Source organism: Curtobacterium sp. MMLR14_006 (genome assembly GCF_001864985.1).
Taxonomy (GTDB): Bacteria; Actinomycetota; Actinomycetes; order Actinomycetales; family Microbacteriaceae; genus Curtobacterium.
Genome location: NZ_MJGU01000021.1, coordinates 100630 through 125262, shown reverse-complemented (window position 1 = coordinate 125262; position 24633 = coordinate 100630). Strand labels below are relative to the sequence as shown.

At 72.0% G+C, this 24633-nt stretch carries 22 protein-coding genes, 1 tRNA gene and 1 pseudogene; 4 read left to right on the top strand and 20 right to left on the bottom strand.

What is annotated here, in order from left to right; all coding sequences use genetic code 11:
- The 12 genes and pseudogenes from BIU94_RS17395 to rplU all read right to left on the bottom strand — a co-directional run.
- Window positions 1-703: pseudogene (locus tag BIU94_RS17395) on the bottom strand (hypothetical protein); the annotation flags it as partial.
- Window positions 682-1605, bottom strand: coding sequence for an aldose 1-epimerase family protein (locus BIU94_RS08615; RefSeq protein ID WP_071257398.1), 924 nt, complete (start codon window positions 1603-1605; stop codon window positions 682-684). The gene BIU94_RS08615 and the pseudogene BIU94_RS17395, both read right to left, overlap by 22 nt.
- A gap of 111 nt (window positions 1606-1716) precedes the next feature.
- A tRNA-Ala gene (locus BIU94_RS08610) sits at window positions 1717-1792 on the bottom strand.
- A 107-nt stretch (window positions 1793-1899) separates the two neighbouring features.
- The gene (gene rsfS / locus BIU94_RS08605) at window positions 1900-2262 is read right to left on the bottom strand and encodes a ribosome silencing factor (RefSeq protein ID WP_071257394.1); all 363 of its coding nucleotides are present in this window, start codon (window positions 2260-2262) and stop codon (window positions 1900-1902) included.
- Window positions 2263-2392: 130 nt separating this feature from the next.
- A complete protein-coding gene (locus BIU94_RS08600) occupies window positions 2393-3790 on the bottom strand; it encodes a hypothetical protein (RefSeq protein ID WP_071257387.1) in 1398 nt (465 codons plus the stop codon).
- Complete coding sequence (gene nadD, locus BIU94_RS08595; protein ID WP_071257384.1) at window positions 3787-4386, bottom strand: nicotinate-nucleotide adenylyltransferase; 600 nt, start codon at window positions 4384-4386, stop codon at window positions 3787-3789. The genes BIU94_RS08600 and nadD overlap by 4 nt, the downstream gene beginning before the upstream one ends.
- Window positions 4387-4397: 11 nt before the next feature.
- Window positions 4398-4598 (bottom strand): hypothetical protein, encoded by a 201-nt coding sequence (locus tag BIU94_RS08590; protein ID WP_071257365.1) that lies wholly within the window; start codon window positions 4596-4598, stop codon window positions 4398-4400.
- Between the two features lie 40 nt (window positions 4599-4638).
- Complete coding sequence (locus BIU94_RS08585) at window positions 4639-5904, bottom strand: glutamate-5-semialdehyde dehydrogenase (RefSeq protein WP_071257362.1); 1266 nt, start codon at window positions 5902-5904, stop codon at window positions 4639-4641.
- Window positions 5905-5953: 49 nt separating this feature from the next.
- Window positions 5954-6772: a glutamate 5-kinase gene (gene proB, locus BIU94_RS08580; protein WP_071257357.1), complete on the bottom strand. Its 819-nt coding sequence runs from the start codon at window positions 6770-6772 to the stop codon at window positions 5954-5956.
- 7 nt (window positions 6773-6779) lie between these two features.
- Window positions 6780-8315 (bottom strand): GTPase ObgE, encoded by a 1536-nt coding sequence (obgE, locus tag BIU94_RS08575; protein WP_071257354.1) that lies wholly within the window; start codon window positions 8313-8315, stop codon window positions 6780-6782.
- Window positions 8316-8425: 110 nt separating this feature from the next.
- A complete protein-coding gene (gene rpmA / locus BIU94_RS08570; RefSeq protein ID WP_071257351.1) occupies window positions 8426-8677 on the bottom strand; it encodes a 50S ribosomal protein L27 in 252 nt (83 codons plus the stop codon).
- A gap of 12 nt (window positions 8678-8689) precedes the next feature.
- Window positions 8690-8998, bottom strand: a complete 309-nt coding sequence (gene rplU, locus BIU94_RS08565; protein WP_071257328.1) for a 50S ribosomal protein L21 — start codon at window positions 8996-8998, stop codon at window positions 8690-8692.
- Between the two features lie 178 nt (window positions 8999-9176).
- Between rplU and BIU94_RS08560 the strand changes: the two genes are divergently transcribed.
- The gene (locus BIU94_RS08560) at window positions 9177-9449 is read left to right on the top strand and encodes a DUF4031 domain-containing protein (protein ID WP_071257324.1); all 273 of its coding nucleotides are present in this window, start codon (window positions 9177-9179) and stop codon (window positions 9447-9449) included.
- A 258-nt stretch (window positions 9450-9707) separates the two neighbouring features.
- On the opposite strand, the gene BIU94_RS08555 is transcribed toward BIU94_RS08560, so the two are convergent.
- The gene (locus BIU94_RS08555; RefSeq protein WP_071257321.1) at window positions 9708-10583 is read right to left on the bottom strand and encodes a hypothetical protein; all 876 of its coding nucleotides are present in this window, start codon (window positions 10581-10583) and stop codon (window positions 9708-9710) included.
- Between the two features lie 2 nt (window positions 10584-10585).
- Window positions 10586-13513: an Rne/Rng family ribonuclease gene (locus tag BIU94_RS08550; RefSeq protein WP_071257785.1), complete on the bottom strand. Its 2928-nt coding sequence runs from the start codon at window positions 13511-13513 to the stop codon at window positions 10586-10588.
- A gap of 348 nt (window positions 13514-13861) precedes the next feature.
- Here BIU94_RS08550 and BIU94_RS08545 point away from each other — a divergent pair, with 348 nt between their 5' ends.
- The gene (locus BIU94_RS08545) at window positions 13862-14461 is read left to right on the top strand and encodes a vitamin K epoxide reductase family protein (protein WP_254783031.1); all 600 of its coding nucleotides are present in this window, start codon (window positions 13862-13864) and stop codon (window positions 14459-14461) included.
- A gap of 120 nt (window positions 14462-14581) precedes the next feature.
- On the opposite strand, the gene BIU94_RS08540 is transcribed toward BIU94_RS08545, so the two are convergent.
- The 5 genes from BIU94_RS08540 to ileS are packed head-to-tail and all read right to left on the bottom strand — an operon-like array spanning window position 14582 to window position 21049.
- The gene (locus BIU94_RS08540; RefSeq protein WP_071257315.1) at window positions 14582-15430 is read right to left on the bottom strand and encodes a thioredoxin domain-containing protein; all 849 of its coding nucleotides are present in this window, start codon (window positions 15428-15430) and stop codon (window positions 14582-14584) included.
- A 17-nt stretch (window positions 15431-15447) separates the two neighbouring features.
- Window positions 15448-15867, bottom strand: coding sequence for a nucleoside-diphosphate kinase (gene ndk / locus BIU94_RS08535; RefSeq protein WP_071257312.1), 420 nt, complete (start codon window positions 15865-15867; stop codon window positions 15448-15450).
- Window positions 15868-15900: 33 nt separating this feature from the next.
- Entirely contained in the window at window positions 15901-16317 is a 417-nt protein-coding gene (locus BIU94_RS08530) for a DUF4233 domain-containing protein (protein WP_071257309.1), read from the bottom strand.
- Window positions 16314-17780 (bottom strand): folylpolyglutamate synthase/dihydrofolate synthase family protein, encoded by a 1467-nt coding sequence (locus BIU94_RS08525; RefSeq protein WP_254784792.1) that lies wholly within the window; start codon window positions 17778-17780, stop codon window positions 16314-16316. The genes BIU94_RS08530 and BIU94_RS08525 overlap by 4 nt, the downstream gene beginning before the upstream one ends.
- Window positions 17777-21049, bottom strand: coding sequence for an isoleucine--tRNA ligase (gene ileS, locus BIU94_RS08520; RefSeq protein WP_071257306.1), 3273 nt, complete (start codon window positions 21047-21049; stop codon window positions 17777-17779). Before ileS ends, BIU94_RS08525 begins: the two co-directional genes overlap by 4 nt.
- Window positions 21050-21289: 240 nt before the next feature.
- Between ileS and BIU94_RS08515 the strand changes: the two genes are divergently transcribed.
- On the top strand, window positions 21290-22321 hold the full coding sequence (locus BIU94_RS08515) for a cation diffusion facilitator family transporter (RefSeq protein WP_071257303.1): 1032 nt from the start codon (window positions 21290-21292) through the stop codon (window positions 22319-22321).
- Between the two features lie 57 nt (window positions 22322-22378).
- Here BIU94_RS08515 and BIU94_RS17805 read toward each other — a convergent pair whose 3' ends face one another.
- Entirely contained in the window at window positions 22379-22978 is a 600-nt protein-coding gene (locus BIU94_RS17805; RefSeq protein WP_071257299.1) for a TetR family transcriptional regulator, read from the bottom strand.
- 32 nt (window positions 22979-23010) lie between these two features.
- Between BIU94_RS17805 and BIU94_RS08505 the strand changes: the two genes are divergently transcribed.
- Window positions 23011-24630 (top strand): ABC transporter substrate-binding protein, encoded by a 1620-nt coding sequence (locus BIU94_RS08505; protein WP_071257296.1) that lies wholly within the window; start codon window positions 23011-23013, stop codon window positions 24628-24630.
- Window positions 24631-24633 lie beyond the last annotated feature (3 nt).

Below are 24633 nucleotides of genomic sequence, written 5' to 3'. Positions count from 1 at the left end.
ACGTGGGCACCGTCCGGAGCCGCGCCCGGTTCGATGCGCTGGCCGGGAGGCTCGTGGGCACGTCCCCGGGACCGCTCCCCGTCGACGACGTGGGCACCGTCCGCAGCCACGCCCGGTTCGACGCGCTGGCCGCCGGTTCCGCGTCCGCGACGAGCGCGAGCGCCCAGGCGACCCCGGCTCCGGCTCCGGCTCCGGCTCCGGCCCGGTCGACCACGACAGCGCGGTCCACGAACCGCAGGTCGGCGTCGGGGTGACCGTCGGCGGTGCGGTCCGGGCCGCCGGACTCACGGCCGAGCTCGTAGCCGAGGAACCCGGTCCAGCCGAGCGCGAAGCCGCAGCCGTCGACCGGTTCGGGCAGCACGGGCGTCGCCGCCAGCAGGTCGGCGAGCACGGCGAACGCCGGGCGGTCACCGGACCACGACCGGCCGAACCAGCGTGCAGCGGGTGCGGGGACCGCGACGTGGGCCCGTCGCGCCTCGTGCCGGAAGCGTGTCGAGAACGGGCCGTCGGTCCAGGCGAGCACCGACCAGCGGGCCCGTGGGCGTGCGGTGTCCGGGGCACCGTCCGGCAGGGACGAATCGAGCCAGACGACGTCCGCGGTCGACGCGGCGGCGAGGGCGGCGAGGTCCGGAACGGCACCGAGTCGACGGACCTCGATGCGGACGGTCCGGTCGGACCCGGTCAGACCGCGGCGATCGTCCATGCTGCGGCGTGCGCCGACCCCGGGGCCAGGACGACCAGGCCACGGTCGACGCCGTCGTTGAAGGCATCAGGGGCGCACGTCATCGGTTCGACGGCGAGTCCGGCGCGGTGGTACGCGGGGACGACGTGGTCCGCCGTGTGCACCTGGACCCACGGGCACGCCGCGTCGAAGGCGACGCGCACCCCGTGGCCGTCCGCAGCGATGACCGTGACGGCGGCGAGGCCGTCGGCGTCACGGTCGAAGCCGGTGAACGCGTGGTCGACGAAGCGGTCGCCGATCAGGGTGGGGATGCGCAGGTCGAACTCGTCGTGCACGGGCACCAGGTCCGTCGGGATGAGCCGGTCGGGGGTGACCTCGAGCACCTCGGCGGCCGGGAGCGTGAGCGTCCAGTCGTCCACCGTGCCGTCACCGGCGACCAGGTACGGGTGCGGACCGGTGCCCCAGGGTGCGTCGTCGGCACCGGTGTTCGTGCCCGTGACGGTCGTGTGCAGGCCCTCGGCGTCCAGGCGGTACTCGACGTGCACGTCGACGCGGTGCGGGTACCCCTGCTGCGCGGGGATCGTCGTGCCGAGCAGCACGCGGTCGTCGTCGTGCGCGAGGACCGCGAAGTCGGTCCAGGCGACCAGCCCGTGCAGGGCGTGGTGCCGCGCCGGTTCGGTCAGGGCGAGCTCGTGGTCGACGCCCCCGGACGTGTAGGTGCCGTCGACGATGCGGTTCGGCCAGGGGGCGAGCACGGCGCCGCGGAACACCGGGCGGACCTCGTCGGCGTCGAACGGGACGACCAGGTCGCGCCCCTCGTGACGCAGGGTGCGCAGCGTCGCTCCGACCGAGGCGACGTCGGCCGTGTACCCACCGGCGGTGATCGTCAGCGGGGTACCGGACAGGGGCGCATCGTTGCTCATGCGCTCAGCGTATCGGCCGGGATCGCACCCGAGCGCCGCCGACGGGCCCCTGTGGAGAACGTGTCCTGGAACGACGGAACCCCCGCCGTTCTGGGGAACGGCGGGGGTTGTTGGTGGATCTGAGGGGACTCGAACCCCTGACCCCCTGCATGCCATGCAGGTGCGCTACCAGCTGCGCCACAGACCCGGAAGGTGTTGCTCCGTGCCGACCGGTTCCCCGGAGGCACCAGTGAAGCGTACACCATGCGAACGCCGGGTGACGAAATCGCAGCCGTCACCCGGGCGCGTCGCCGGTCAGGCGGTGTGGTCCACCGGGAGCTCGAGCGGGATGGTCGGGCAGTCGGCCCAGAGTCGCTCGAGCGAGTAGTACTGGCGGTCCTCGTCGTGGAAGACGTGCACGACGATCTCGCCGAAGTCGATGAGGATCCAACGGCCCTCGCGACGGAGGGTCTTCGCCCCGAGCTCGAGGAGACGTTCCTCGACCGCGTCCGCGATCGACTGCACGTTGCGTTCGTTCCGACCGGTCGCGAGCAGGAACACGTCCGTGAGCTGCAGCGGCCCGGTGACGTCGAGCGCGACGAGGTCCTCGGCCTGTTTGGCGTCGGCCGCGAGTGCGGCGGCCTGCACGAGTTCCAGTGCGCGGGTGGAGGCGGTCACGGATTCCTTCCGGTCGTCGAACCGACGGTCGTCGGCTCGCTTGATGGGTCCCGATCATAAGCCACCCCGCCGACACGCGGCCAGGCCGCGGCCGACGGGGCGTCGGGACCGGTGGTCGGGGACGAGGGCGTCAACCGCCCATGTGGGTCGTCAGCAGGGCGACGATGATGACGCCTGCCGCAGCGATGCCGACGCCGCCGACCGCGATCCCGAGGATCACCGGGGTGCGGGACTCCTTCGGCTTCGCGGCCGCGAGCACGACCTGACGCGTCGAGGTGTGGCTCGACACCGCGCGGCTGGCGCGGACCGGGCTGGCGTCCGTCTCGGGCTGCTCGTCGTGCTGCTCGAGCAGGCGGTCGACCTCGGCGCCGTCGATCGGCCGGTGCGACCCGGTCGAGGACAGCGACGCCGGCAGGTCGATCGACCCGGTGAGGATGACCTCGCCCGTGGCGTTCAGGGCGCCGGTCGGGTCGGCGAGGGCCGAGTTCGGCAGGATGATCGCGTTGGTGTTCGTCACCGCGACCCGGCGGGCACCGGTCTCCTCGTCGTGGACCTCGGAGTCGTTCGAGTCGTGGGCCTGCTGCGACCAGTGACCGGCGGGCGGCGCGAACGCCGTCGTCACCGGCTTGGGCTCGGTCGGGCGCTGCGACGCCACGGGTGCGTCCTCGGTGGCGGCGGCGGCCCCGGGCAGCGGGACCTCGTTCGTGTCGTCGTCCTCGGCGTCGAGCGAGAGCGGGAAGACCGCGGGCGTCGACGCGGTCTGCACCGGCGGTAACGTCACGGCGGGGGTGGCTGACTGCGGTCGCGGAGCGGCGCCGTCCGACGTCGACTCGTCGGCAGCATCGCTGTCGGTGTCGTCGTCGGTGTCGTCGTCGGCGGCAGCGTCGGTCGTGTCCGCCGGGGCGGCGACGGGCGTCGCGGCATCGCCGTCGGCCTCGGACGGCGGCGACCACGTCGACCGGTGGCGGCGGGGCTCCTCGGCGTGCGCGGCGGCCTCGTCGAGGGGCTCGAGCGCATCCGGCGACCCGTCGGCCTCGGTGGCCTGCGCCACGGCGGCCTGGTCGAGCACCGGGGACGGCTCGGCGGTGTCGGGGGTGCTCCGCTGCGCGGTGCCCGGGTCGATGGTGTCGACCGAACCGAGGACGTCCTCGACCGTGCGGTCGGACGACTGCGGCGTCGGGTTGCGGAGCGGGACGGGCTGCACGGCCTGGCTCTCGGCGGCACGGAGCTGTCGGAGCTGGCGGCGCGTCAGGCCCCCGCTGCCCGGGACGATGTCCGTGGCGGAGTCCGGCGGGAACGGTGGGACACCGGGAGCCGACGAGGGCGTGCCCGGAGCGGACGACGACGGCGCCGCGCCGGTCGGCGCCGGCGCGGCGTGGGAGCCGGGCCGGGCACGGTCGGTGGTCGACCCCTCGGGGGCGGCGACGGTGGGCGGCGGCGTCACGGGCTGCGAACCGGCTGCTGCGGCACGCTCCCGCTCGCGCGCCTGGCGCCGCGACAGGGGCGGCTGCGCGTCGGACGAACTCATGCAACGCTCCGATACAGATGGTGCTTCGAGATGTACTGGACGACACCGTCGGGGACCAGGTACCAGACGGGGTGTCCACGCCTCACCCGGTCACGGCAGTCGGTGGACGATATCGCCAGCGCGGGGACTTCGAGCAAGCTTACGTCCCGTTCGGGCAATCCGGTGATGCTGAGGGCGTGTCCCGGACGCGTCACGGCGACGAAGTGCGCGAGGTCCCACAGACCATCGTGGTCTTTCCAGTCGAGGATCTGCTGAACGGCGTCTGCGCCGGAGATGAAGACGAGCTGCGCGTCCGGCCGCTGCTCGTGCAGGTCGCGGAGCGTGTCGACCGTGTACGTGGGGCCCGGCCGGTCGATGTCGACCCGGCTGACGGTGAACATCGGGTTCGACGCGGTCGCGATGACCGTCATCAGGTACCGGTGCTCAGCGTCGGTGACGCCGGACTTCATGTACGGCTGACCGGTGGGGACGAAGACGACCTCGTCCAGGTCGAACGCGCGCGCCACCTCGGACGCCGCGACCAGGTGGCCGTGGTGGATCGGGTCGAACGTGCCACCCATCACCCCGATGCGCGGCCGTCCGGTGCTCTCGAGCATCGGGTCTGCGGTCAGTGGTCGGCGCGGCCGAACTCGTCGACGCCCGACTCGTGGTGCCGGGTGGCCTCGAACTTCTGGGAGTGGCGGTAGGCGACGTCACGGAAGCTCCAGGTGACGAAGCCGAGGAAGATGAAGAACAGCGCGCCGACGAGCGGGAAGACGAACGCGGGGGCCCCGGAGGCGTGCTCTGCAGCTTCTGCGAGGATGGTCATCGTTCGTGCTCCGTTCGGTCGGGGAAAGACGCCGCTCAGTCTAGCCGCGGATCTGGCCCTGCCCGCGCACGATCCACTTCGTGCTCGTGAGCTCCGGCAGGCCCATCGGCCCGCGCGCGTGCAGCTTCTGGGTCGAGATGCCGACCTCGGCCCCGAAGCCGAACTCGCCGCCGTCGGTGAACCGTGTCGACGCGTTCACCATCACGACCGCGGAGTCGACCGCCGCCAGGAAGCGCTCGGCGGTGTCCACGTCGTTCGTCACGATCGACTCGGTGTGGTGCGTGGACCAGCGGGCGATGTGCGCCATCGCGGCGTCCACGTCCGGCACGACCCGGATCGACAGGTCGAGGTCCATCGACTCGGTCCCCCATTCCTCGTCGGTGGCGCGGAGCACCCCGGGGATGATCGCGCGCGTGGCGTCGTCGCCGCGGAGCGTGACCCCCGCGGCCCGGAGCCGGTCGGCGAGCACCGGGAGCAGGCGCTCGGCGGCCTGCTCGTGCACGAGCAGGGTCTCGAGCGCGTTGCAGACGCTCGGGCGCTGCACCTTGCTGTTCAGCACGATGTCGACCGCGCGCTGAGCCGGGGCCGACGCGTCGAGGAAGACGTGCACGACGCCCGCACCGGTCTCGATGACCGGCACCTGCGACTCGGTGACGACGGTCTGGATGAGCGAGGCGCTCCCCCGCGGGATGAGCACGTCGACGAGCCCGCGTGCGCGCATCAGCTCGGTGGCGCCGGCGCGGCCGAACTCGTCGATGGTCTGCACGAGGTCGCGCGGCAGTCCGACCGAGGCGACGGCGTCCTGGATGCGCGCGACGAGCACGGCGTTCGTCCGCTGCGCCGCCGAGCCACCCCGCAGCACGACGGCGTTGCCCGACTTGAGCGCCAGCGAGGCGATGTCGACCGTGACGTTCGGACGGGCCTCGTAGATCGCGCCGACGACGCCGAACGGCACGCGGACCTGGGTGAGCTGCAGGCCGTTCGGCAGCTGCGACCCGCGGACGTGCTCGCCGACCGGGTCGGTCAGGCCGACGACGTGCTCGACCGCGGCGGCGAGCGACTCGATCCGCGCGGGGTCGAGCCGGAGGCGGTCGACGAGCCCGGAGGACAGGCCGCTCTCCTCGCCGGCGACGAGGTCGCCGTGGTTCGCCGCGACGATCTCGGCCGTCGCGGCACGGACACCGGCGGCGATCGCGAGCAGGGCGGCGTCCTTGACCGCCGTCGTCGCCGTCGCGAGGGCCGACGACGCGGTGCGGGCCGCGACGAGCTTGTCGGTCAGGGTCGGGGCGGTCGCGGTGGTGGACATGCACCAAGGATAGGTCGGCGCACACCGACGTGACGGACCCCGCCGGCGGTCAGTCGCGGGGTGCTGCCGCGAACCAGGTGCCGACGTGCTCGCCCGCGAGCGCCCGCTCGACGAGTGCCGTGGCGGTCACCAGGACGGCGGTGCCGGCCTCGGCGGCGAGGCGGGCGGCGGCCACCTTCGTCCCCGCTCCCCCGGTGCCGACGCCGGCGGCGCCGATCGAACCGAACGTGACGCCGGCGAGCTCGTCGCCGAGCGGGACCTCGTCGATGCGCTCCGCACCCGGCTGCTCCGGGGGCTTCGTGTACAGCGCCTCGACGTCGGACAGCAGCACGAGCGCGTCGGCCCCGAGCAGCCGCGCCACGAGTGCGGCCAGCCGGTCGTTGTCGCCGAACCGGATCTCGTGGGTGGCGACGGTGTCGTTCTCGTTGACGATCGGCAGCACCCGCAGGGCGAGCAGCCGGTCGACGGCGCGCTGCGCGTTCGTCCGGTGCGTCGGGTTCTGCAGGTCGCCGGCGGTGAGCAGGATCTGTGCCGCGACGACGCCGTGCCGGTCGAGCTCCTGCTGGTACCGGTACATGAGCACGTTCTGCCCGGTGGCCGCGGCGGCCTGCTGCGTGGCGAGGTCGTCCGGTCGACCCTCGAGCCCGAGGAACGGGAAGCCGGTGGCGATCGCGCCGGACGAGACGAGCACGACCTCGGTGCCGCGCCCGTGCGCCGCCGCGAGGGCGTCCACGAGCGCGGCGATCTGCCCGGTGTTGTCGCCGCTGACCGAGGACGAGCCGACCTTCACCACGATCCGTCGTGCACGCGGGATGTCCGCACGCGTCGTGACGCGTCCCGGCCCGGTGCCGGCGGTCGTCTCGGTCATGCGGCGATCAGCCCCGGTCGTCGGTGGTCGTGCCGGCGGGCTCGTCGTCGTCGGCCCAGAGACCGGCGATGCGCTCCTGCTCGAGCTCCGCGCGGGCGGCGGCCTTGGCGTCCATCCGCTCGAAGTACTCCTCGCGGCGTTCGTTGCGGGTCGGCCGCGAGGTCGCGCCGATGCGCGCGTCGGTGCCGCGGGCACTCGTGATGAGCTCGGCGGTCGAGGTGAGCGTGGGCTCCCAGTCGAACACCATGCCGCCGTCGCCGCCGATGACGACGGTCGACCCGGCGACGGCACCGGCCTTGAACAGGCCGTCCTCGACGCCGAGCTTGGCGAGCCGGTCGGCGAGGAAGCCGATCGCCTCTTCGTTCGTGAAGTCGGTCTGCTGCACCCAACGCTCCGGCTTCGCGCCGCGCACGCGGTAGAAGCGGTGCTCCTCGCCGCCCTCGGCGCGGACGGTGAAGCCCTGGTCGTTGACCGCGCGCGGGCGGATGACGATGCGCTCGGGCACCGGCTCGGCGGCGCGTGCGGCACGGCCCTGCTCGACGACGTCGGCGAGGGCGAAGGTGAGCTCGCGCAGTCCCTTGCGGGACGCGGTGGAGATCGGGAAGACGCGGTAGCCGCGCTCCTGCAGCTCGGCGGTGACGAACTCGGCGAGCTCCTCGGCCTCGGGCACGTCGACCTTGTTGAGGGCGATGAGCTGCGGACGCTCGAGCAGCGGCACCTGGCCCTCGGGCACCGGGTAGCGCTCGAGTTCGCCGAGGATCACGTCGAGGTCGCTGATCGGGTCGCGGCCCGGGTCGAGCGTGGCGCAGTCGATCACGTGCAGCAGGGCCTCGCAGCGCTCGACGTGGCGGAGGAACTCGAGACCGAGGCCCTTGCCCTCGGACGCGCCCTCGATGAGGCCGGGGACGTCGGCGACGGTGAACCGGCTCTCACCGGACTCGACGACGCCGAGGTTCGGCGTGAGGGTCGTGAACGGGTAGTCCGCGATCTTCGGCTTCGCGGCGGAGATCGCGGCGATGAGCGAGGACTTGCCGGCGCTCGGGAACCCGACCAGGGCGACGTCGGCGATGGTCTTCAGCTCGAGGCTGACGTCCCCGGCCCAGCCCTCGGTGCCGAGGAGCGCGAACCCGGGGGCCTTGCGCTTCGTGGTCGACAGCGCGGCGTTGCCGAGGCCGCCCTGGCCGCCGGGCGCCACGACGACGCGCATGCCCGGCTCGGTGAGGTCGGCGATGACCTCGCCCGACTCGTCGTACACGACGGTGCCGATCGGCATCGGCAGTTCGAGGACCTCGCCGCTGACGCCGCTGCGCATGTCGCCCATGCCGGGCTGCCCGTTCTTCGACGACCGGTGCGGCGAGCGGTGGTACCCGAGCAGGGTCGTCACCTGCGGGTCGGCCACGAGCACGATGTCGCCGCCGTCACCGCCGTTGCCACCGTCGGGCCCGGCGAGGGGCTTGAACTTCTCACGACGGACCGACACGCAGCCGTTGCCGCCGTTCCCCGCGGTGAGGTGCAGGGTCACGCGGTCGACGAATGTCGCCATGGGTCCACTCCTGGAAGGTCGTCGCGCCACCGGCGCAAATGAAAAACGGAGGGGCGGGCACTCGGCCCGCCCCTCCCGCTCAGAACGAGCGCAGATCAGATCGTCGCGACTTACGCGTTGACGATGTTGATGACCTTGCGGCCACCCTTGGTGCCGAACTCGACCGAACCGGCCGAGAGGGCGAACAGCGTGTCGTCGCCACCGCGGCCGACGTTGGCGCCGGGGTGGAAGTGGGTTCCACGCTGGCGGATGATGATCTCGCCGGCGTTGACGACCTCGCCACCGAAGCGCTTCACGCCGAGGCGCTGAGCGTTCGAGTCACGACCGTTGCGAGTGGAACTCGCACCCTTCTTGTGTGCCATGAGTGGACTCCCTTACGCGATCTTGGTGATCTTGACGCGGGTCAGCTCAGCGCGGAAACCCTGACGCTTCTTGTACCCGGTCTTGTTCTTGAACTTCTGGATGATGACCTTCGGACCGCGGAGGTCGTCCAGCACCTCGGCGGTGACGGTCACGTTCGCGAGCTCGGAGGCCGCCGACGTGATCTTGTCACCGTCCACGAGGAGCACGGGGGCGAGGTCGATGTTGCCCTGGTCGTCCGCCTTGACACGGTCGACGGTCAGGATGGTGCCGACCTCGACCTTCTCCTGACGGCCGCCGGCGCGCACTACTGCGTAAACCACGTGGAAATCCTTACGTAACTCTGCTTGAGGGAAGTCTCGGGTGCCCACTTCTGCACGAGCGGCTCCCGGAGGCCGGGCCCGATCGGCGACGCAGGCAGAACGGCCCGCTGACACCAGGGATCGAGAATACTCGATCACCATGGGTCCGGTCAAACGGCGACACACGTACCATTGCACGGTGACCGTGTTGATCGACCCACCGACGTGGCCCGCCCACGACACACTGTGGTCGCACCTCGTCAGTGATGCATCCTACGCGGAACTGCACGCCTTCGCCGACCGGGTCGGCGTGCCGCGTCGCGCGTTCGACCACGACCACTACGACGTGCCGCTCGCCCGCTACGACGAACTGGTCGCCGCGGGGGCGTCCGCGGTCACCGGTCGCGAGCTCGTGCTGCGCCTGATCCGCAGCGGCCTCCGGGTGCCGCAGCGCGACAAGCGCGCGCACTGACCGCAACCCGGACCGACGTCGACCAGCACGGACGGCAACCAGCACGGCTGGCAACCAGCACTGACGGCAACCAGCACCGGCGGCAGCGCGCACGGACGGCAGCGCGCACGGACGGCAGCGCGCACCGCCGTCCGTGGTCACCGACGGACGGCGCGCGCCCTGCCCTGGTCCGGACCGGACGCCGGACGGGAGGCCCGTGGCGGCGTCCGCCACGGGCCTCCCGTCCGTGCCCGGCACCGTCTCCGGGGCGCGCCCGCCCTAGTGGGCCGGTGGCGGCGCCCAGGGCGGCTGCTGGCCCGACTGGCCCTGCTGCCCGGTGGACGGCCCGTACGGGCCGGAGGCGCGCTGCTGCGGCGGCTGCGGCTGCGCGGCGGAGGGCTGGACGGTCGACGGCGGGACGGCGTCGGCCGGTCGGACCGTGCCCGGCTGTCCGGGCGCACCGCCCGTGCCGCGACCACGCCGAGGTCGTCCGAGCCAGAGCCAGGCGGCGGTGGCGGTCGCCAGGAGCATCACGGTGAACGGCAGGCCGTTCCGCAGCGGCGTCGTGAGGACGTCCACGACCAGCCGGGACGCACCGGACCCGACCGCGGCGAACGATCCCGTGAAGACGCCGACCAGGGCGAGCGCGACCGTCCCGGCGGCACCGGCGAGCACCGCCCGCAGGAGCACCGTCGGCAGCGGGCTGCGGCGGGCGATCGGCGTGAGGAACGCCAGGGCCAGGAACGCTCCGGCGTAGAACGGGAACGGTGCCAGGAAGACCCCGTCCGTGAAGCTGCCGAGCAGGTCGGCACCGGGCCCGTAGCGCGAGAACGGGTGGACGACGAGTGCCGTGCCGAGCAGCCCGACCGCTCCGGAGACGAACTGCACGAGGACCAACGACACGACGGCGATGAGCGCGCCGGTCGTGTTCGTGACCGAGGCGCCGGGCGCGAACGCGCGACGCGGGTCCCCGGCGGGACGGGACCTGCGCGGCGGGCGTGGGGGCGCGTACGGCCCCCCGGCGCCGGGCTGGCCACCGTACGGCGGCACCGCCCCGGCCGACTGCGCGGGTGCCGGTGGCACCGGCGGTGCGGGCTGGGACCAGCCCGCACCGTAGTACCCGCGGTCGCGCTGCGGGTCGCCGGGGTTCGCCATCGTCAGTCCCCCGTGACCACGGAGCCGTCTGCGTCGGTGTCCGTCGCCGGCGCGCTGATGCTCGGCGACGACACCCGGCGGGACCGCGAACGGCCCTGCCCCGGCTGCTTCGGCTCGGGCAGCGCCTGCAGCACGGAGTCGAGCAGGGACTCGGCGTCCGGGGCGACCTGGCGCGGCTCGCGCTTCGGTGCCGCGCTCAGCGGGATGTCGAGGATCGCCACGGTGTTCTCGGTCGGGGTGACCGGGGCACTCGAGCTCACCCGACGACGCCCCTGGGCCCTGGCGGCCTTCGGCTCGGCAGCGGGCGCAGCGGCGGGCGCAGCGGCAGCGACCGGCGCAGCGGCGACGGGCGCCTCGGGGGCCGGGTCGGCCGCAGGGGCGGCAGGGGCCTCGGGCGCCGACGCACCGGCGTCGATCGTCGCGGCCTGCTGGTCGGTGCTGGTCGTCGAAGCCTGCTGCTCTGTGCTGGTCGTCGAGGCCTGCTGCTCGGTGCTGGTCGACGAGGCCTGCTGCTCGGTGTTCCGGCTGCCACGGCCACCGCGACGGCGACGCTTCGACCCGGTCGGCTGCTCGCCGTCGGACGGAGCGGACACCGGGGCGTCCGCCGACGTCGGGGCGGCCGGCGAGGCGACACCGGCGGCGTCCTGCTCGTCGTGCGCGATGGTCGACGCCACGATCCGCGACAGCGCGTTCTTCACGTCGTCGGTGATCTGGTGCGCCTGGGTCGCGTGCGACGACTGCCCGTTCGAGCCGGAACCGTTCGACGAGCCCGAGCCGTTCGACCCGTTGCCGCCGTTGCCGTTGCCGTTGCCACCGGCACCGCCACGGCCCTTGCGACGGCCCTTGCTCGGACCCGGGTCGGCGTTGTTGTCGTTGATCTTCGCGTTGACCTCGTCGAGGGACTCGCGCAGCCCGACACCGATCTTCTTGCGGGTCATCTGCACGAGGCCGAGCGAGGTGATCTCGGCGACCTGGTGCTTCGTGCGGTCGCGGCTCAGGCACTCGACCAGGCGGCGGAGCACGAGGTCGCGGTTCTCCTCGAGCACCATGTCGATGAAGTCGACGACGATGATGCCGCCGATGTCGCGCAGGCGGAGCTGGCGGACGATCTCCTCGGCGGCCTCGAGGTTGTTCTTCGTGACCGTCTCCTCCAGGTTGCCGCCGGAGCCGACGAACTTCCCGGTGTTGACGTCGACGACCGTCATGGCCTCGGTGCGGTCGATGACGAGCGAGCCACCCGAGGGCAGCCACACCTTGCGGTCGAGCGCCTTGTCGATCTGCTCGTTGAGGCGGAACTCCTCGAAGGAGTCCGGGCCCTCGTAGCGGACCACGCGGTCCTTGAGGTCCGGCGCGACCGCCGACAGGTACTCGTCGATGGTGCCACCGGCGGCCTCGCCGTCGATGATGAGCTTCGTGAAGTCCTCGTTGAAGACGTCGCGGACGATCTTCACGAGCAGGTCCGGCTCGGAGTGCAGCATGACCGGGGCCTGGCCGCCGGCGACCTTCTTCTGGATGGCCTCCCACTGGCTGGTCAGCCGCTGCACGTCGCGGGTCAGCTGTTCCTCGGTCGCGCCCTCCGCAGCGGTGCGCACGATGACGCCCGCGTGCTCCGGCAGGACCTCCTTGAGGATCTTCTTGAGGCGGGCACGCTCGGTGTCCGGCAGCTTGCGCGAGATCCCGTTCATCGAGCCGTTCGGCACGTAGACCAGGTAACGGCCGGGCAGCGAGACCTGGCTGGTGAGGCGGGCACCCTTGTGGCCGACCGGGTCCTTCGTGACCTGCACGAGCACCTTGTCGCCCGGCTTGAGCGCCGCTTCGATCCGACGGCCGTGGCTGGTGTCGACCGAGTTCCAGTCGACCTCGCCGGCGTAGAGCACCGCGTTGCGGCCGCGGCCGATGTCGACGAACGCCGCCTCCATCGAGGGCAGCACGTTCTGCACCTTGCCGAGGTACACGTTGCCGATGAGCGACACGTTCTCGGACTTGGTGATGTAGTGCTCGGCGAGGATGCCGTCCTCGAGCACGCCGATCTCGATGGTCGACGAGCTCGACCGCACGATCATCTGGCGGTCGACGCTCTCGCGACGGGCGAGGAACTCGTCCTCGCTGACGACCTGGCGGCGGCGGCCGGCGTCACGGCCGTCGCGACGGCGCTGCTTCTTCGCCTCGAGGCGCGTCGAGCCCTTGATGCGCTGCGGCTCGGTGATGAGCTCCGGCTCGCGTCGGCGCGGCTCCTGGTGGTCGCGGGGTTCGCGGACCTCGCGGTCCGCGCTGCTCCCCCGACGCCGCGAGCGACGGCGCGGTCCGCCCTGCTCGTCACGGTCGTCGCGGTCGTCCCGCTCGTCGCGGTCGTCCCAGCGGTCGTCACGGTCGTCACGCTCGTGCCGCGGCGCGCGCTGGGGCAGCTCCGGCAGGACCGGGGCGTGGAAGATCAGGCTGAGCGTGCTCGTGGCCTTCGGCACGTAGGGCTCGTCGGCGGGGGCGGCGGGTGCGCTCGCCTCGGCCGTCGGCTCGGCACCGTCCGGACGGGAGGCACCACTCGCCTCGTCGGCGTCCGCTGCGGTCGCCGCCGGCTCGGCCTCGACCACCGGCAGGTCGCCCGTCAGGGTGCTCACGTCGTCGGGCTCGCCGCTCTGGGCGGCGACCGGCTCGACCGCGACGGTGACCGTCCCGGTGTCCGTCGACAGCACCGTCGGTGCGGCCGCGTCGGCGGACGCCGCCGTGGTGTCGGGCGCCGTGGTGTCGCGCGTCGTCGTCCCGGCGTCCGCACCGTCGGTCAGCGCCGGCGTCTCGTCGACGGAGGTCGACGGGACGGCGCTCCCGGGCGCCTCCTGCCCGGACGACCGGGCGCGGCGTCCGCCGAACAGGCGGCTCCGGCGCTTCGGCGCGTTCTCGTCGTTGGTCGTGTTGTCGTTGTTCTGCTCCACCATGAACTGGCGCACTCCTCGGCCCCACTCGCACCCTGTCGGGTGGCGGGAATTCTGTCGTTGTGGCGGGCGGCGTCGACGCCCCCGCGCTCGCTGTCTCGTGGTCGGTCGCGTCAACTTCTGGTGCGTCCGCGCGCGTTCCGCCCCGGGCACCCGGCCCGGACCGGCTCGGCGTCGGAGTGACGCTGGCCCGACCACAGTGCGCTCTCACCGCACCCGGTCGTCCGGGCACCGCCTTTGAGGGGCGCCGCCCGGAAAGCTCTCATCGGTGTGCGGTTGCCCGCACGACCTCCAGGAAGTATCGCACGCCCCGCCAGGAAAGGACCGGAAGCCGCATGCGATGATGACGGCGTGACCACGTCTGTACGCACCACTCGTCGTCCGATCGCGATGGCGGTCTTCCTCGTCGTCACCGGAGCGGTGTCGCTGTACGCGGCCTTCCGGCTCGTGCTCGACGAGTTCGCGAAGTACGAGAACCCGAAGGCCGTGCTGAGCTGCGACGTCAGCCCGTTCGTGAACTGCTCGCAGGTCATGACGAGCTGGCAGGGCCACCTGCTCGGGTTCCCGAACCCGCTCATCGGCGTGATGGGCTTCGTCGCCCCGATCGCGGTCGGGGTCGTGCTGCTCGCCGGGTTCCGCGGCTCACGGTGGTTCTGGATCGCGTTCAACGCCGGGGTGTTCCTGGCCTGGGTGTTCGTCACCTGGCTGTTCACGCAGACCGTCTGGGTCATCGGCTACCTGTGCCCGTGGTGCATGCTCGTCTGGTCGATGACGATCCCGATGTTCTGGGTGCTGACGATCTGGAACGCCGCACGCGGCACCTTCGGCGCCCGCCTCGAACGCGTCGGCCGGGTCCTGCTGCCCTTCTGCTGGACGTTCCCGCTGGCGAACTACCTCGTGGTGATCGTGTCGATCCTCATCGTGTTCCCGACGGTCCTCACCACCCTCTGACCCCGCTGCCGACCCGGTCGGCACGGTGCCGGTCCGGTCAGCGAACGCGACGGCCCCCGCTTCCTGGTCGGGAGCGGGGGCCGTCGTCACGCGGGCCGACCGGGGTCGTCCGCGGTCGGGTCACTTCGCAGCGGCGTCGATCTGCGTGATGACGTCGCCCAGGCTGTCCAGGCGCTTGCCGTTCACGACGATCGTCGGGGTGCCGAAGCCCTGGGCGCCCTTGAGCGAGTCGTCCGCGAGCACCTGGTTCGTCGACTTCGTCACCCAGCCCTTGAACTGCTCGTTCGACAGGCACTCGGAGACGTCGGAGCCGGTCGCACCGCCCGCCTTCACCAGGTCGGCGATCTCGGCGTTCGTCAGGCCCTTGGTGCCCTCCTGCGGCTGGTTCTCGAAGAACTGGGTCTGCACGTCGAGGAACTTGTCCGGCGCGTAGTTCGCGACGCACATCGCCGCGTTCGCGGCACGGCTGGCGTAGCGCGAGCCGTTGTAGCTGCGGTCGAGGATCGACACCGGCCGGATGGCCAGGGTCGCGTCGCCGGACTTCACCTTGTCGAGGATCTGGTCGGCGTAGGTCGCCTCGAACTGCTTGCAGACCGGGCAGGCCCAGTCGACGTACTCGGTCACGGCGACCGCGCCGTCGGCGTTCGACGTCGGCACGGCCGAGGGGCTGCCCTTCGCGGGGACGGCCTTCGTGGTCACCGGGGTGACGTCGCCGCCCTTCCCGGTGAACTGGATCGCGCCGGTGGCCATGTTCGCCGGCCCGGCCGCGGAGACGGCGGGCGCGTTGTTCACGTTCACGACGACGATGCCGATGATCGCGGCGATCGCCACGATCCCCAGGCCGATGCCGCCCTGCAGGAACCACTTGTTGCGGCGCTTGCGGCGCTTCTCGGCGTCGGCACGCTGCCGTGCGACCTCACGGGCGTGCTGGCGACGCTCGTTCTTGGTGGGTCGGTCGTTGTTCGTCATCTCGTCCTCCCGAGCGCTCAGGCGAACCAGAGCGCGAGCTCGCGCTGGGCGGACTCGGGGCTGTCGGACCCGTGCACCAGGTTCTGCTGCACCTTGAGGCCCCAGTCGCGGCCGAGGTCACCACGGATGGTGCCGGGCGCGGCCGAGGTCGGGTCGGTCGTGCCGGCGAGCGAGCGGAACCCGGCGATGACGCCGTTGCCCGCGAGCCGCACCGCGACCACGGGACCGGACTGCATGAACTCGACGAGCGGTTCGAAGAACGGCTTGCCCTGGTGCTCCTCGTAGTGCGCGTCGAGCAGGTCGCGCGGTGCGCCGAGCATCTTCAGGTCGACGATCTCGTAGCCCTTGGCCTCGATCCGGCGGAGGATCTCACCGGTGAGCTGGCGGGCGACGCCGTCGGGCTTGACGAGGACGAGGGTCTGTTCGAGATCGGTCACGCAGTACTCCTGGGGTCGTGGTCGACGTGGTCGTCAGTCCTCGCCCAGAGCGGCCCGGCGCGCGGCGTTCATCCGGTCGAGCTGACCGCCCTTGACGAAGCAGAACACCCACAGCGCCAGGAACACCACGGCCACCGCGAACATGAAGGGCTCGATGAACCCGGTGGCGAGGATGGCCGCCTGCAGCAGCCACCCGAACACTACACCGGCCCGGTTGCCCGTCAGGCGTGAGGCAGCTGCGAGGACGATGATCGCCGCGACCCCGCCGCCGAAGGCCACGGCCGGGGGCAGCGTGCCCTTGCCGAAGACGACGAGTGTCGGGAAGAAGAACATGATCGCCTCGAGCACGAGCGTGATCGACAGCAGGCTCTCCCGCGCCCCGCGTTCGCGACGCGGCCTGCGGGTCCGGGGTGCCCGACCCGGCCGGGAGGCCCGCGGTGCGTCCGTCACTTCGTCCCGCCTTCCCGGTGCACGAGGTCCATGACCGCGCCCACCATCACGATGGAGCCCGCGACGAGCACGAGGGCGTCGTCGGCGTCGGCCTCGTCCGCCAGGTCGCGTGCTTCCTGCAGCGCCGCGGCGAGCGTCGGTTCGACGACCACGCGGTCGCCGCCGACCTCGTCGACGACCACCCGGGCGAAGGCGTCCGCGTCGAGGGCACGCTCCCCCGGCGGCTGTGTGACGACGAAGGTCGCGACGGTGTCCTTGAGCGCGCGGACGAACCCGCGGGCGTCCTTGTCGGCGAGGATCCCGACGACGCCGACGACGTGCTCCGACGGGAACGCGACCGGCAGCGCCTCGGCGAGGGCCTTCGCGCCGTGCGGGTTGTGTGCGGCGTCGACGACCACGGTCGGCTCCGTCGCGATCGGCTGCAGGCGGCCGGGGCTGGTGGCGCCGGCGAGGCCCTCGGACAGGACGTCCTCGTCGAGGGCCTGCGCGCCGCGGCCGAGGAACGACTCGACCGCCGCGATCGCCACGGCGGCGTTCTCGGCCTGGTGCCGGCCGAACAGCGGCAGGAACAGGTCGTCGTAGCGGCCGGCGGTGCCCTGCACGGTGATGAGCTGTCCGCCCACGGCCGGGGTGACGTCGACGACGCTGAAGCCCGTGCCCTCGACGGCCAGGGTGGACTCGGTGAGCTCTGCGGCGCGCTCGAGTTCGGCGAGGGCCTCGGGGACCTGCCGACTCGAGACGACGGCGGACGACGGCTTGACGATGCCCGACTTCGTGCGGGCGATCTCGGCGACGGTGGCGCCGAGCTGCTTCGCGTGGTCGATGGCGATCGGTGTGAACACCGACACCTGGCTCTGCACGACGTTCGTGGAGTCCCACTCGCCGCCCATGCCGACCTCGACCACGGCGACGTCGACCGGCGCCTCGGCGAAGCACGCCAGGGCGAGCACCGTGAGCGCCTCGAAGAAGGTCAGCGGGAGCTCGCCCTTGTCGGTGAGCTCCTGGTCGGTCATCTCGAGGACGGGGGCGATGTCGTCCCAGTTCTCGACGAAGCGGTCGGCCGCGATCGGCTGGCCGTCGATGACGATGCGCTCCCGGATGGACACCAGGTGCGGGCTCGTCATGAGGCCGGTGCGCAGGCCGTGGGCCCGGATGATGCTCTCGGTCATCCGCGCGGTCGACGTCTTGCCGTTCGTCCCGGTGAGGTGGATCACCGGGTACGCCAGGTGCGGGTCGCCGAGCAGCTCGACGGCGCGACGGGTCGCGGTGAGCCGGTGCTCGGGCGACTGCTCGCCGATCCGGGCGTACAGGGCGGCCTCGACCCGGCGGACCTCGTCGTCGTCGCCGCCGTAGGGCAGTGCGTCGACCGGGGCGTCACCGGACGGCCCGACCGGGATCCGGATGCCGTCCTCGTCGTACCGGTCGTGCTGGTCGTGCTGGTCGTACTGGTCGTCGTCACTCATGCGCGTGACACCTCCACGGTCACCTTCGCACCGTCACCGACGTCGGTGGTGGTGTCGTCCGCCCCGAGGGGCACGATCTCGACGCTCGTCGCCAGGGTCTCGCCGGCGATGAGCTCCTGGTGGGTGCGCACCGGGCCACCGGCGGCCTCGTCCACGCGCAGGGTCAGGGCGATGCGGTCGCTGACGTCGAGGTCGGCGTCGCGGCGGGCCTGCTGGACGGCGCGGACGACGTCACGGGCGAGCCCCTCGGCCTCGAGCTCGGACGTCGTCACGGTGTCGAGCACCACGAAACCGCCCTCGTCGAGGAACGCCACGGCCACCGAGGCGTCGGCCACGGTGAGGTCGAGCGAGTACTCGCCCTCGACCAGGTCGACGCCACCGACGGTCACACCGGTGTCGGTCGCGGTCCAGTCGCCCTGCTTGGCGGCCGGGATCACCTGCTGCACCTGCTTGCCGATGCGGGGGCCGGCGACACGGGCGTTCACGGTGAGCTTCCGCTCGATGCCGTACTGCGCCAGCGATTCCTCGGCCTGGGCCTCGAGCACCACGCGCTTGACGTTGAGCTCGTCGCGCAGGATGTCGGCGAACGGTTCGACCGCCGCCGGGTCCGGCACCACCAGGGTGAGCGTGGCGAGGGGCAGGCGGACGCGCTTGCCGGTGGCCTTGCGGAGCGCCAGCCCCTTCGAGGCGACGTCGCGCACGCGGTCCATCGCGTCGACGAGGGCCTCGTCGGCCGGGAACTCGTCGGGGTCCGGGAAGTCCGTCAGGTGGACACTGCGCCCGCCGGTCAGGCCCTTCCAGATCTCCTCGGTGACGAGCGGCGCGAGCGGCGCGGCGACACGGGTCAGGGTCTCGAGCACGGTGTACAGCGTGTCGAACGCCGCACGGGTCTCGGCGCCGGCGTCCGCGTCGGCACCGGTCCAGAACTTGTCACGCGAGCGGCGGACGTACCAGTTCGTGAGCACGTCGGCGAAGTCGCGGACGGCCTGGGCCGCGAGCGGGGTGTCGAGCGCGTCGAGGTGCGTCCGGACGTCGGTGACGAGCACCCGGGTCTTCGCGAGCAGGTACCGGTCGAGCACGTCGGTGCTCGCGGTGCTGCGGGTGGCCTGGTATCCGTCCGGCCCGGAGGCGTTCGCGTACAGGGTGAAGAAGTAGTACGTCGACCACAGCGGCAGCATGAACTCGCGGACGCCCTGGCGGATCCCTTCCTCGGTGACGACGAGGTTGCCGCCGCGGATCACCGACGAGGACATCAGGAACCACCGCATGGCGTCGGCGCCGTCGCGGTCGAAGACCTCGGACACGTCCGGGTAGTTCCGCAAGCTCTTCGACATCTTCTGGCCGTCGGAGCCGAGGACGATGCCGTGGCTGATGACGTTCCGGAAGGCAGGCCGGTCGAACAGCGCGGTGGAGAGCACGTGCATGACGTAGAACCAGCCGCGCGTCTGCCCGATGTACTCGACGATGAAGTCGGCCGGGCTGTGCGACTCGAACCACTCGCGGTTCTCGAACGGGTAGTGCACCTGCGCGTACGGCATCGAGCCGGAGTCGAACCACACGTCGAACACGTCGGTGATCCGTCGCATCGTCGAGTTCCCCGTGGGGTCGTCGGGGTTCGGCCGCGTCAGGTCGTCGATGAACGGGCGGTGCAGGTCGACCTCGCCCTCGGCGTTCACCGGCAGGCGGCCGAAGTCGCGCTCGATGTCCTCGAGCGAGCCGTACACGTCGGTGCGCGGGTACTCGGGGTCGTCGGACTGCCACACCGGGATCGGCGTGCCGAAGTAGCGGTTGCGCGAGACCGACCAGTCGATGGCGTTGCCGACCCACTTGCCGAACTGGCCGTCCTTGACGTTGTCCGGCACCCAGTTGATGTCCTGGTTGAGCTGGCCCATGCGGTCGCGGAGCTCGGTGACGCGGACGAACCACGACGAGACGGCCTTGTAGATGAGGGGCTTCCGGCACCGCCAGCAGTGCGGGTAGCTGTGCTCGTACGACGCCTGGCGGAGCAGTCGCCCGGCGTCGCGGACGGCCTTGGTCAGCGGCTTGTTCGCGTCCGACCAGAGCATGCCGGCCACCTCGCCGAACTGCGAGGTGAAGACACCGCCCTCGTCGAGGGACAGCACGACGGGGATGCCGGCCGCGGCGCAGACCTCCTGGTCGTCGGCACCGTAGGCAGGGGCCTGGTGCACGATGCCGGTGCCCTCACCGGTCTCGACGTACTCGGCGACGAGGATCTTCCACGCGTTCTCGTACCCCTCGGTGCCGTCGAGGAAGTCGAAGAGGCGCTCGTACTCGACGCCGTCGAGCTCGGCGCCCGTCAGCGTGCGCACGACGGCGGCGAGCGCCTCGTCGCCCGAGGCGTAGCCGAGCTCCTTCGCGTGCGCGGCCACGGTGTCGGACGCGAGCAGGTACTTGGTGGACACAGTCTGGGCGGAACCGGTCTCGCCACCGTCAGCCGCGCCTCCCGGCCCGGCCGGCAGGACCGCGTACGCGATGTCCGGACCGACCGCGAGGGCGGCGTTCGTCGGCAGCGTCCAGGGGGTCGTCGTCCAGGCGAGCGCCCGCACACCGGTCAGGTCGAGCGCGGAAGCGCGGTCGCCGTGCAGCGGGAACGAGACGGTGACGGACTGGTCCTGGCGCATCGTGTAGACGTCGTCGTCCATGCGCAGCTCGTGGTTGGACAGCGGCGTCTGGTCGTTCCAGCAGTACGGCAGGACGCGGAAGCCCTCGTACGCCAGGCCCTTGTCCCAGAGCTGCTTCCACGCCCAGAGCACGCTCTCCATGAAGGTGACGTCGAGGGTCTTGTAGTCGTCCTCGAAGTCGACCCAGCGCGCCTGACGGGTGACGTACTCCTGCCACTCGTCGGTGTACTGCAGCACGGACTTCTTGGCGGCGGCGTTGAAGACGTCGATGCCCATGGCGTCGATCTCGTGCTTCTCGGTGATGCCGAGCTGGCGCATCGCCTCGAGCTCGGCGGGCAGGCCGTGGGTGTCCCAGCCGAAGCGGCGGTGCACCTGCTTGCCGCGCATCGTCTGGTAGCGCGGGAAGACGTCCTTCGCGTACCCGGTCAGCAGGTGCCCGTAGTGCGGCAGGCCGTTGGCGAAGGGCGGGCCGTCGTAGAAGGTCCACTCCGGGCAGCCCTCGCGCTGGTCGATCGACGCCTGGAAGGTGTCGTCGCCCTTCCAGAAGGCGAGGATCCCGCGCTCGACGGCGGGGAAGGACGGCGACGGGGTCACGCCGTCGGCGGACGAGTTCTGGGGGTAGGCCACGCGCAGCTCCTGTGGGTTCGGTTGCTCTCCACGAGGACGGAGCGTGCTCCGCGGTACCACCTCGCTTGCCGACCGCTGCTCGCGCTGCGGTCGACCGCTCGTCGCCGGGGCTGGTGCGGCCCGGTCCGCCCGGCTCTACTGACGGCCCGTTGCTGGTCCGCGTTCTGCCGGAGGCTCCCCGGTGATGGCCGGATCGACGCCTGTGCGGACGAGTTTAGCGGACGGGAGCATGCTGGAGCGATGCCCGATCCCTCGGAGCAGAAGAGCTCCGGCTCCTTGCTCACCGTCCTCATCGCGTTCGGCGCGAACCTGCTCGTCGCGATCGCGAAGACGATCGCCTCACTCCTGTCCGGATCGGCCTCGATGGTCGCCGAGGCCGCGCACTCGTGGGCGGACACCGGGAACGAGATCTTCCTGCTCGTGGCCGAACGACGAGGCGGGAAGAAGCGGGACACCGCGCATCCGCTCGGGTACGGGCGCGAGACCTACATCTGGTCGATGTTCGCCGCCTTCGGTCTGTTCACCGCCGGCGCGATCGTCTCGATCTCCCACGGCATCTCGGAGTTCGGGGAGACCGGCCCGGCCGAGGACGTCCTGCTCAACTACGTCGTGCTCGCCCTGGCGTTCTGCCTCGAGGGGACGAGCTTCCTGCAGGCGTACCGGCAGGCGCGGGGCGCGGCGACGAAGCGCCGCGTGCCGGTGCTGCGGCACGTCCTGCAGTCCTCGAACCCCACGCTCCGAGCGGTCTTCGCCGAGGACGCCGCGGCGCTCGTCGGCCTCGTCGTGGCCTTCCTCGGGGTGTTCCTGCACCAGGTCACCGGGCTCGCGGTCTTCGACGCGATCGGCTCGATCGCGATCGGCCTGCTCCTCGGCGTCGTGGCGATCGTCCTCATCGAGCGCAACCGCCGCTTCCTGCTCGGGGAGAGCACGTCGCCGGAGCTCGAGAACGCGGTGCTCGTCGAACTGCTCTCGCGGGAGCAGGTCGAGCGGGTGACCTACCTGCACCTGGAGTTCGTCGGGCCGTCCCGCGTGTACCTCGTCGCGGCCGTCGACCTGACCGGCAACGAGGACGAGTCCCGCGTCGCGGTGCGCCTGCGCGAGGTCGAGGCCTCGCTCGAGGGCAGCCAGTACGTGGAAGAGGCAGTGCTCACCCTGAGCCTGCCGGACGACGCGTCCCTGGTGCCGACCAGCGACGAGGTGCCCGAGGTCGTGCGCGACGGCACCGTCGAGGACGTCGCCGCGGGCGGAGCGGGGACCCTCCGCCCCGAGTGACCGGACGGCCGCGCGGCGAGCGGCACGGCGCCCGCGCGGCACTGCCCTCGCGTGTCCTCAGGCCCGGTCGAGGCCGTCGGCGACGGGGGCGAGCGCAGCGCCGACGTACTCGACGAGCGGTCGTCGGGCCACGCCGTCCGTGACCCAGACGCCGAACGCCGCGGCTGCGGCCCCGAGCATCGCCCCGGAGACGGTCTGCGGCCAGGCCGACCGCGGCCGCTCCCCCGTGCGCCCGGCGACGAAGGCGGCGACGGCCGCGTGCTGCGCGGTCACCCGGACGGCGACCCCGGCGACGAGCTCGGAGCCGATCCCCATCACCTCGGCCTGCGCGACGGCCCACGGCACGCGCTCGGGGTCGTGGGCGCGTGCGGCCGCGAGCAGCGCCTGCTCGACGGCCCGGACGGCGCTCGGCTCGGTGGCGGCCGCCAGGTACCCCGGCAGGGCGGCGACGGCGGCGTCGAGCTCGAGCCACATGACGTCGGCCTTCGCCGGGAAGTAGTTGAAGAACGTCGCGCGGCTGACCCCGGCGCGGGCGGCGATCTGGTCGACCGTGGTGCGTCCGTAGCCCTGCTCGAGGAACAGCTCGGCGGCGGCGTCCGCGAGCACCTCGGCGCTCGACCGGCGGGGCCGCCCACCGCGGCGGATCGGTTCGTCCATGGGCCCCAGTAAACCGCTAGACTCGGTCAGCCATGATCTTGGACCCAGTACAGAAAACCCTCGCCGCGGTCGCGAGCGCCACCGTCGTCGTCCTCGCCCTCGCCGCCTGCAGCGGTCCGGGCACGAGCACGACGAGCAGCACGCCGGTGAACGGCGGCACGCTGACGTACGCGTCCGGCGACGCCGAGCCGACCTGCCTCGACCCGCACGTCGGCGGCAACTACCCGCAGGCACTCCTGGCGACGCAGTACATCGAGGAGCTCGTCGGCCTCGAGGACGGCGAACCCACCCCGGAGCTCGCGACGAAGTGGACGACGAGCGACGACGGCAAGACGCTGACGTTCACCCTGCGCGACGACGTCACCTTCACGGACGGCACCCCGTTCGACGCCGCGGCGGTCGTGGCGAACATCGAGCACGTGCAGGACCCGGACACCGCGTCGAGCACCGGCTACCTGGCGCTGCAGTCGATCACGAAGGCCACCGCGACCGACGAGCACACCGTCACGCTGACGCTGAGCCGCCCGGACAGCGCACTGCTCGAGTCCTTCTCGCAGCCCTGGGTCGGCATGGAGTCCCCGAAGGCGCTCGAACGGGCGCAGGCGACGAACTGCGAGTCCCCCGTCGGCACCGGCCCGTTCGCGGTCACCGGCTGGAAGCACGGCGACCGCGTCACCCTGACGAAGAACACCGAGTACTGGGGCGCGACGAAGCCGCGCCTGTCCGGCATCACGTGGCGGTTCCTGCCGGATTCGACGTCGCGCTACGCCGCACTGCAGTCCGGCCAGGTCGACGTCATCGACAACGCCCAGCCCGACCAGCTCAGGGCCGCGTCGGCGAAGGGCGCGATCCGCGACCTCGACGCCCCGCGCCCCGGCGCCTCGAACCGCCTCGAGCTGAACTCCGGCCACGGCGTGTTCCAGGACGACGCGGTCCGGCGGGCGTTCATCGCCGGCGCCGAGATCGACCCCGGTCTGCAGTCGCTGTTCCTCGGCACCGCGAAGCGCTCGTACTCGGTGCTGTCGAGCGCCGAACCGCTCGCGTACTCGGAGCAGAGCCGGTTCGCGTACTCGCCGTCGACGGCGAAGCAGCTCCTCGACGACGCCGGCTGGAAGGTCGGACCGGACGGCATCCGCGAGAAGGACGGTCAGCGGCTCACCGTGACCTTCCCCGTCTCGACGAACCAGTCGGTGCCGGCCGAGCGCAGCCTGTTCCAGCAGATCCAGGCGTCCGAGAAGGCCGTCGGCTTCCAGGTGGTGCTCGACGAGCTCGACCTGTCCAGCTGGTACGCCGCCCTGGCCGCGAACGAGTACGACGTCGTCAGCGCCCCGTACACGAAGGTCGGGCCCGACGTCCTGCGGATCCTGTACGACAGCGCGAGCATCGAGCCCGCACCGTCCGGCTACTTCGCGAACCTCGCCCAGCTCGACGACCCGGCGCTCGACCGGCTGCTCGAGCAGGCGGCCCGCACGTCGGACGCCGACGAGCGCGCGGACCTGTACGAGCAGGCGCAGCAGGCGATCCTGGCCAGCGACACCGTGCTGCCCCTGTACGACCAGCAGAACCACTTCCTGGTGCGCTCCGCCGTGCACGGCATCACCACCACCCCGGTGTCCACGCCCTGGTTCGGCACCGCCTGGATCGACCGCTGACGC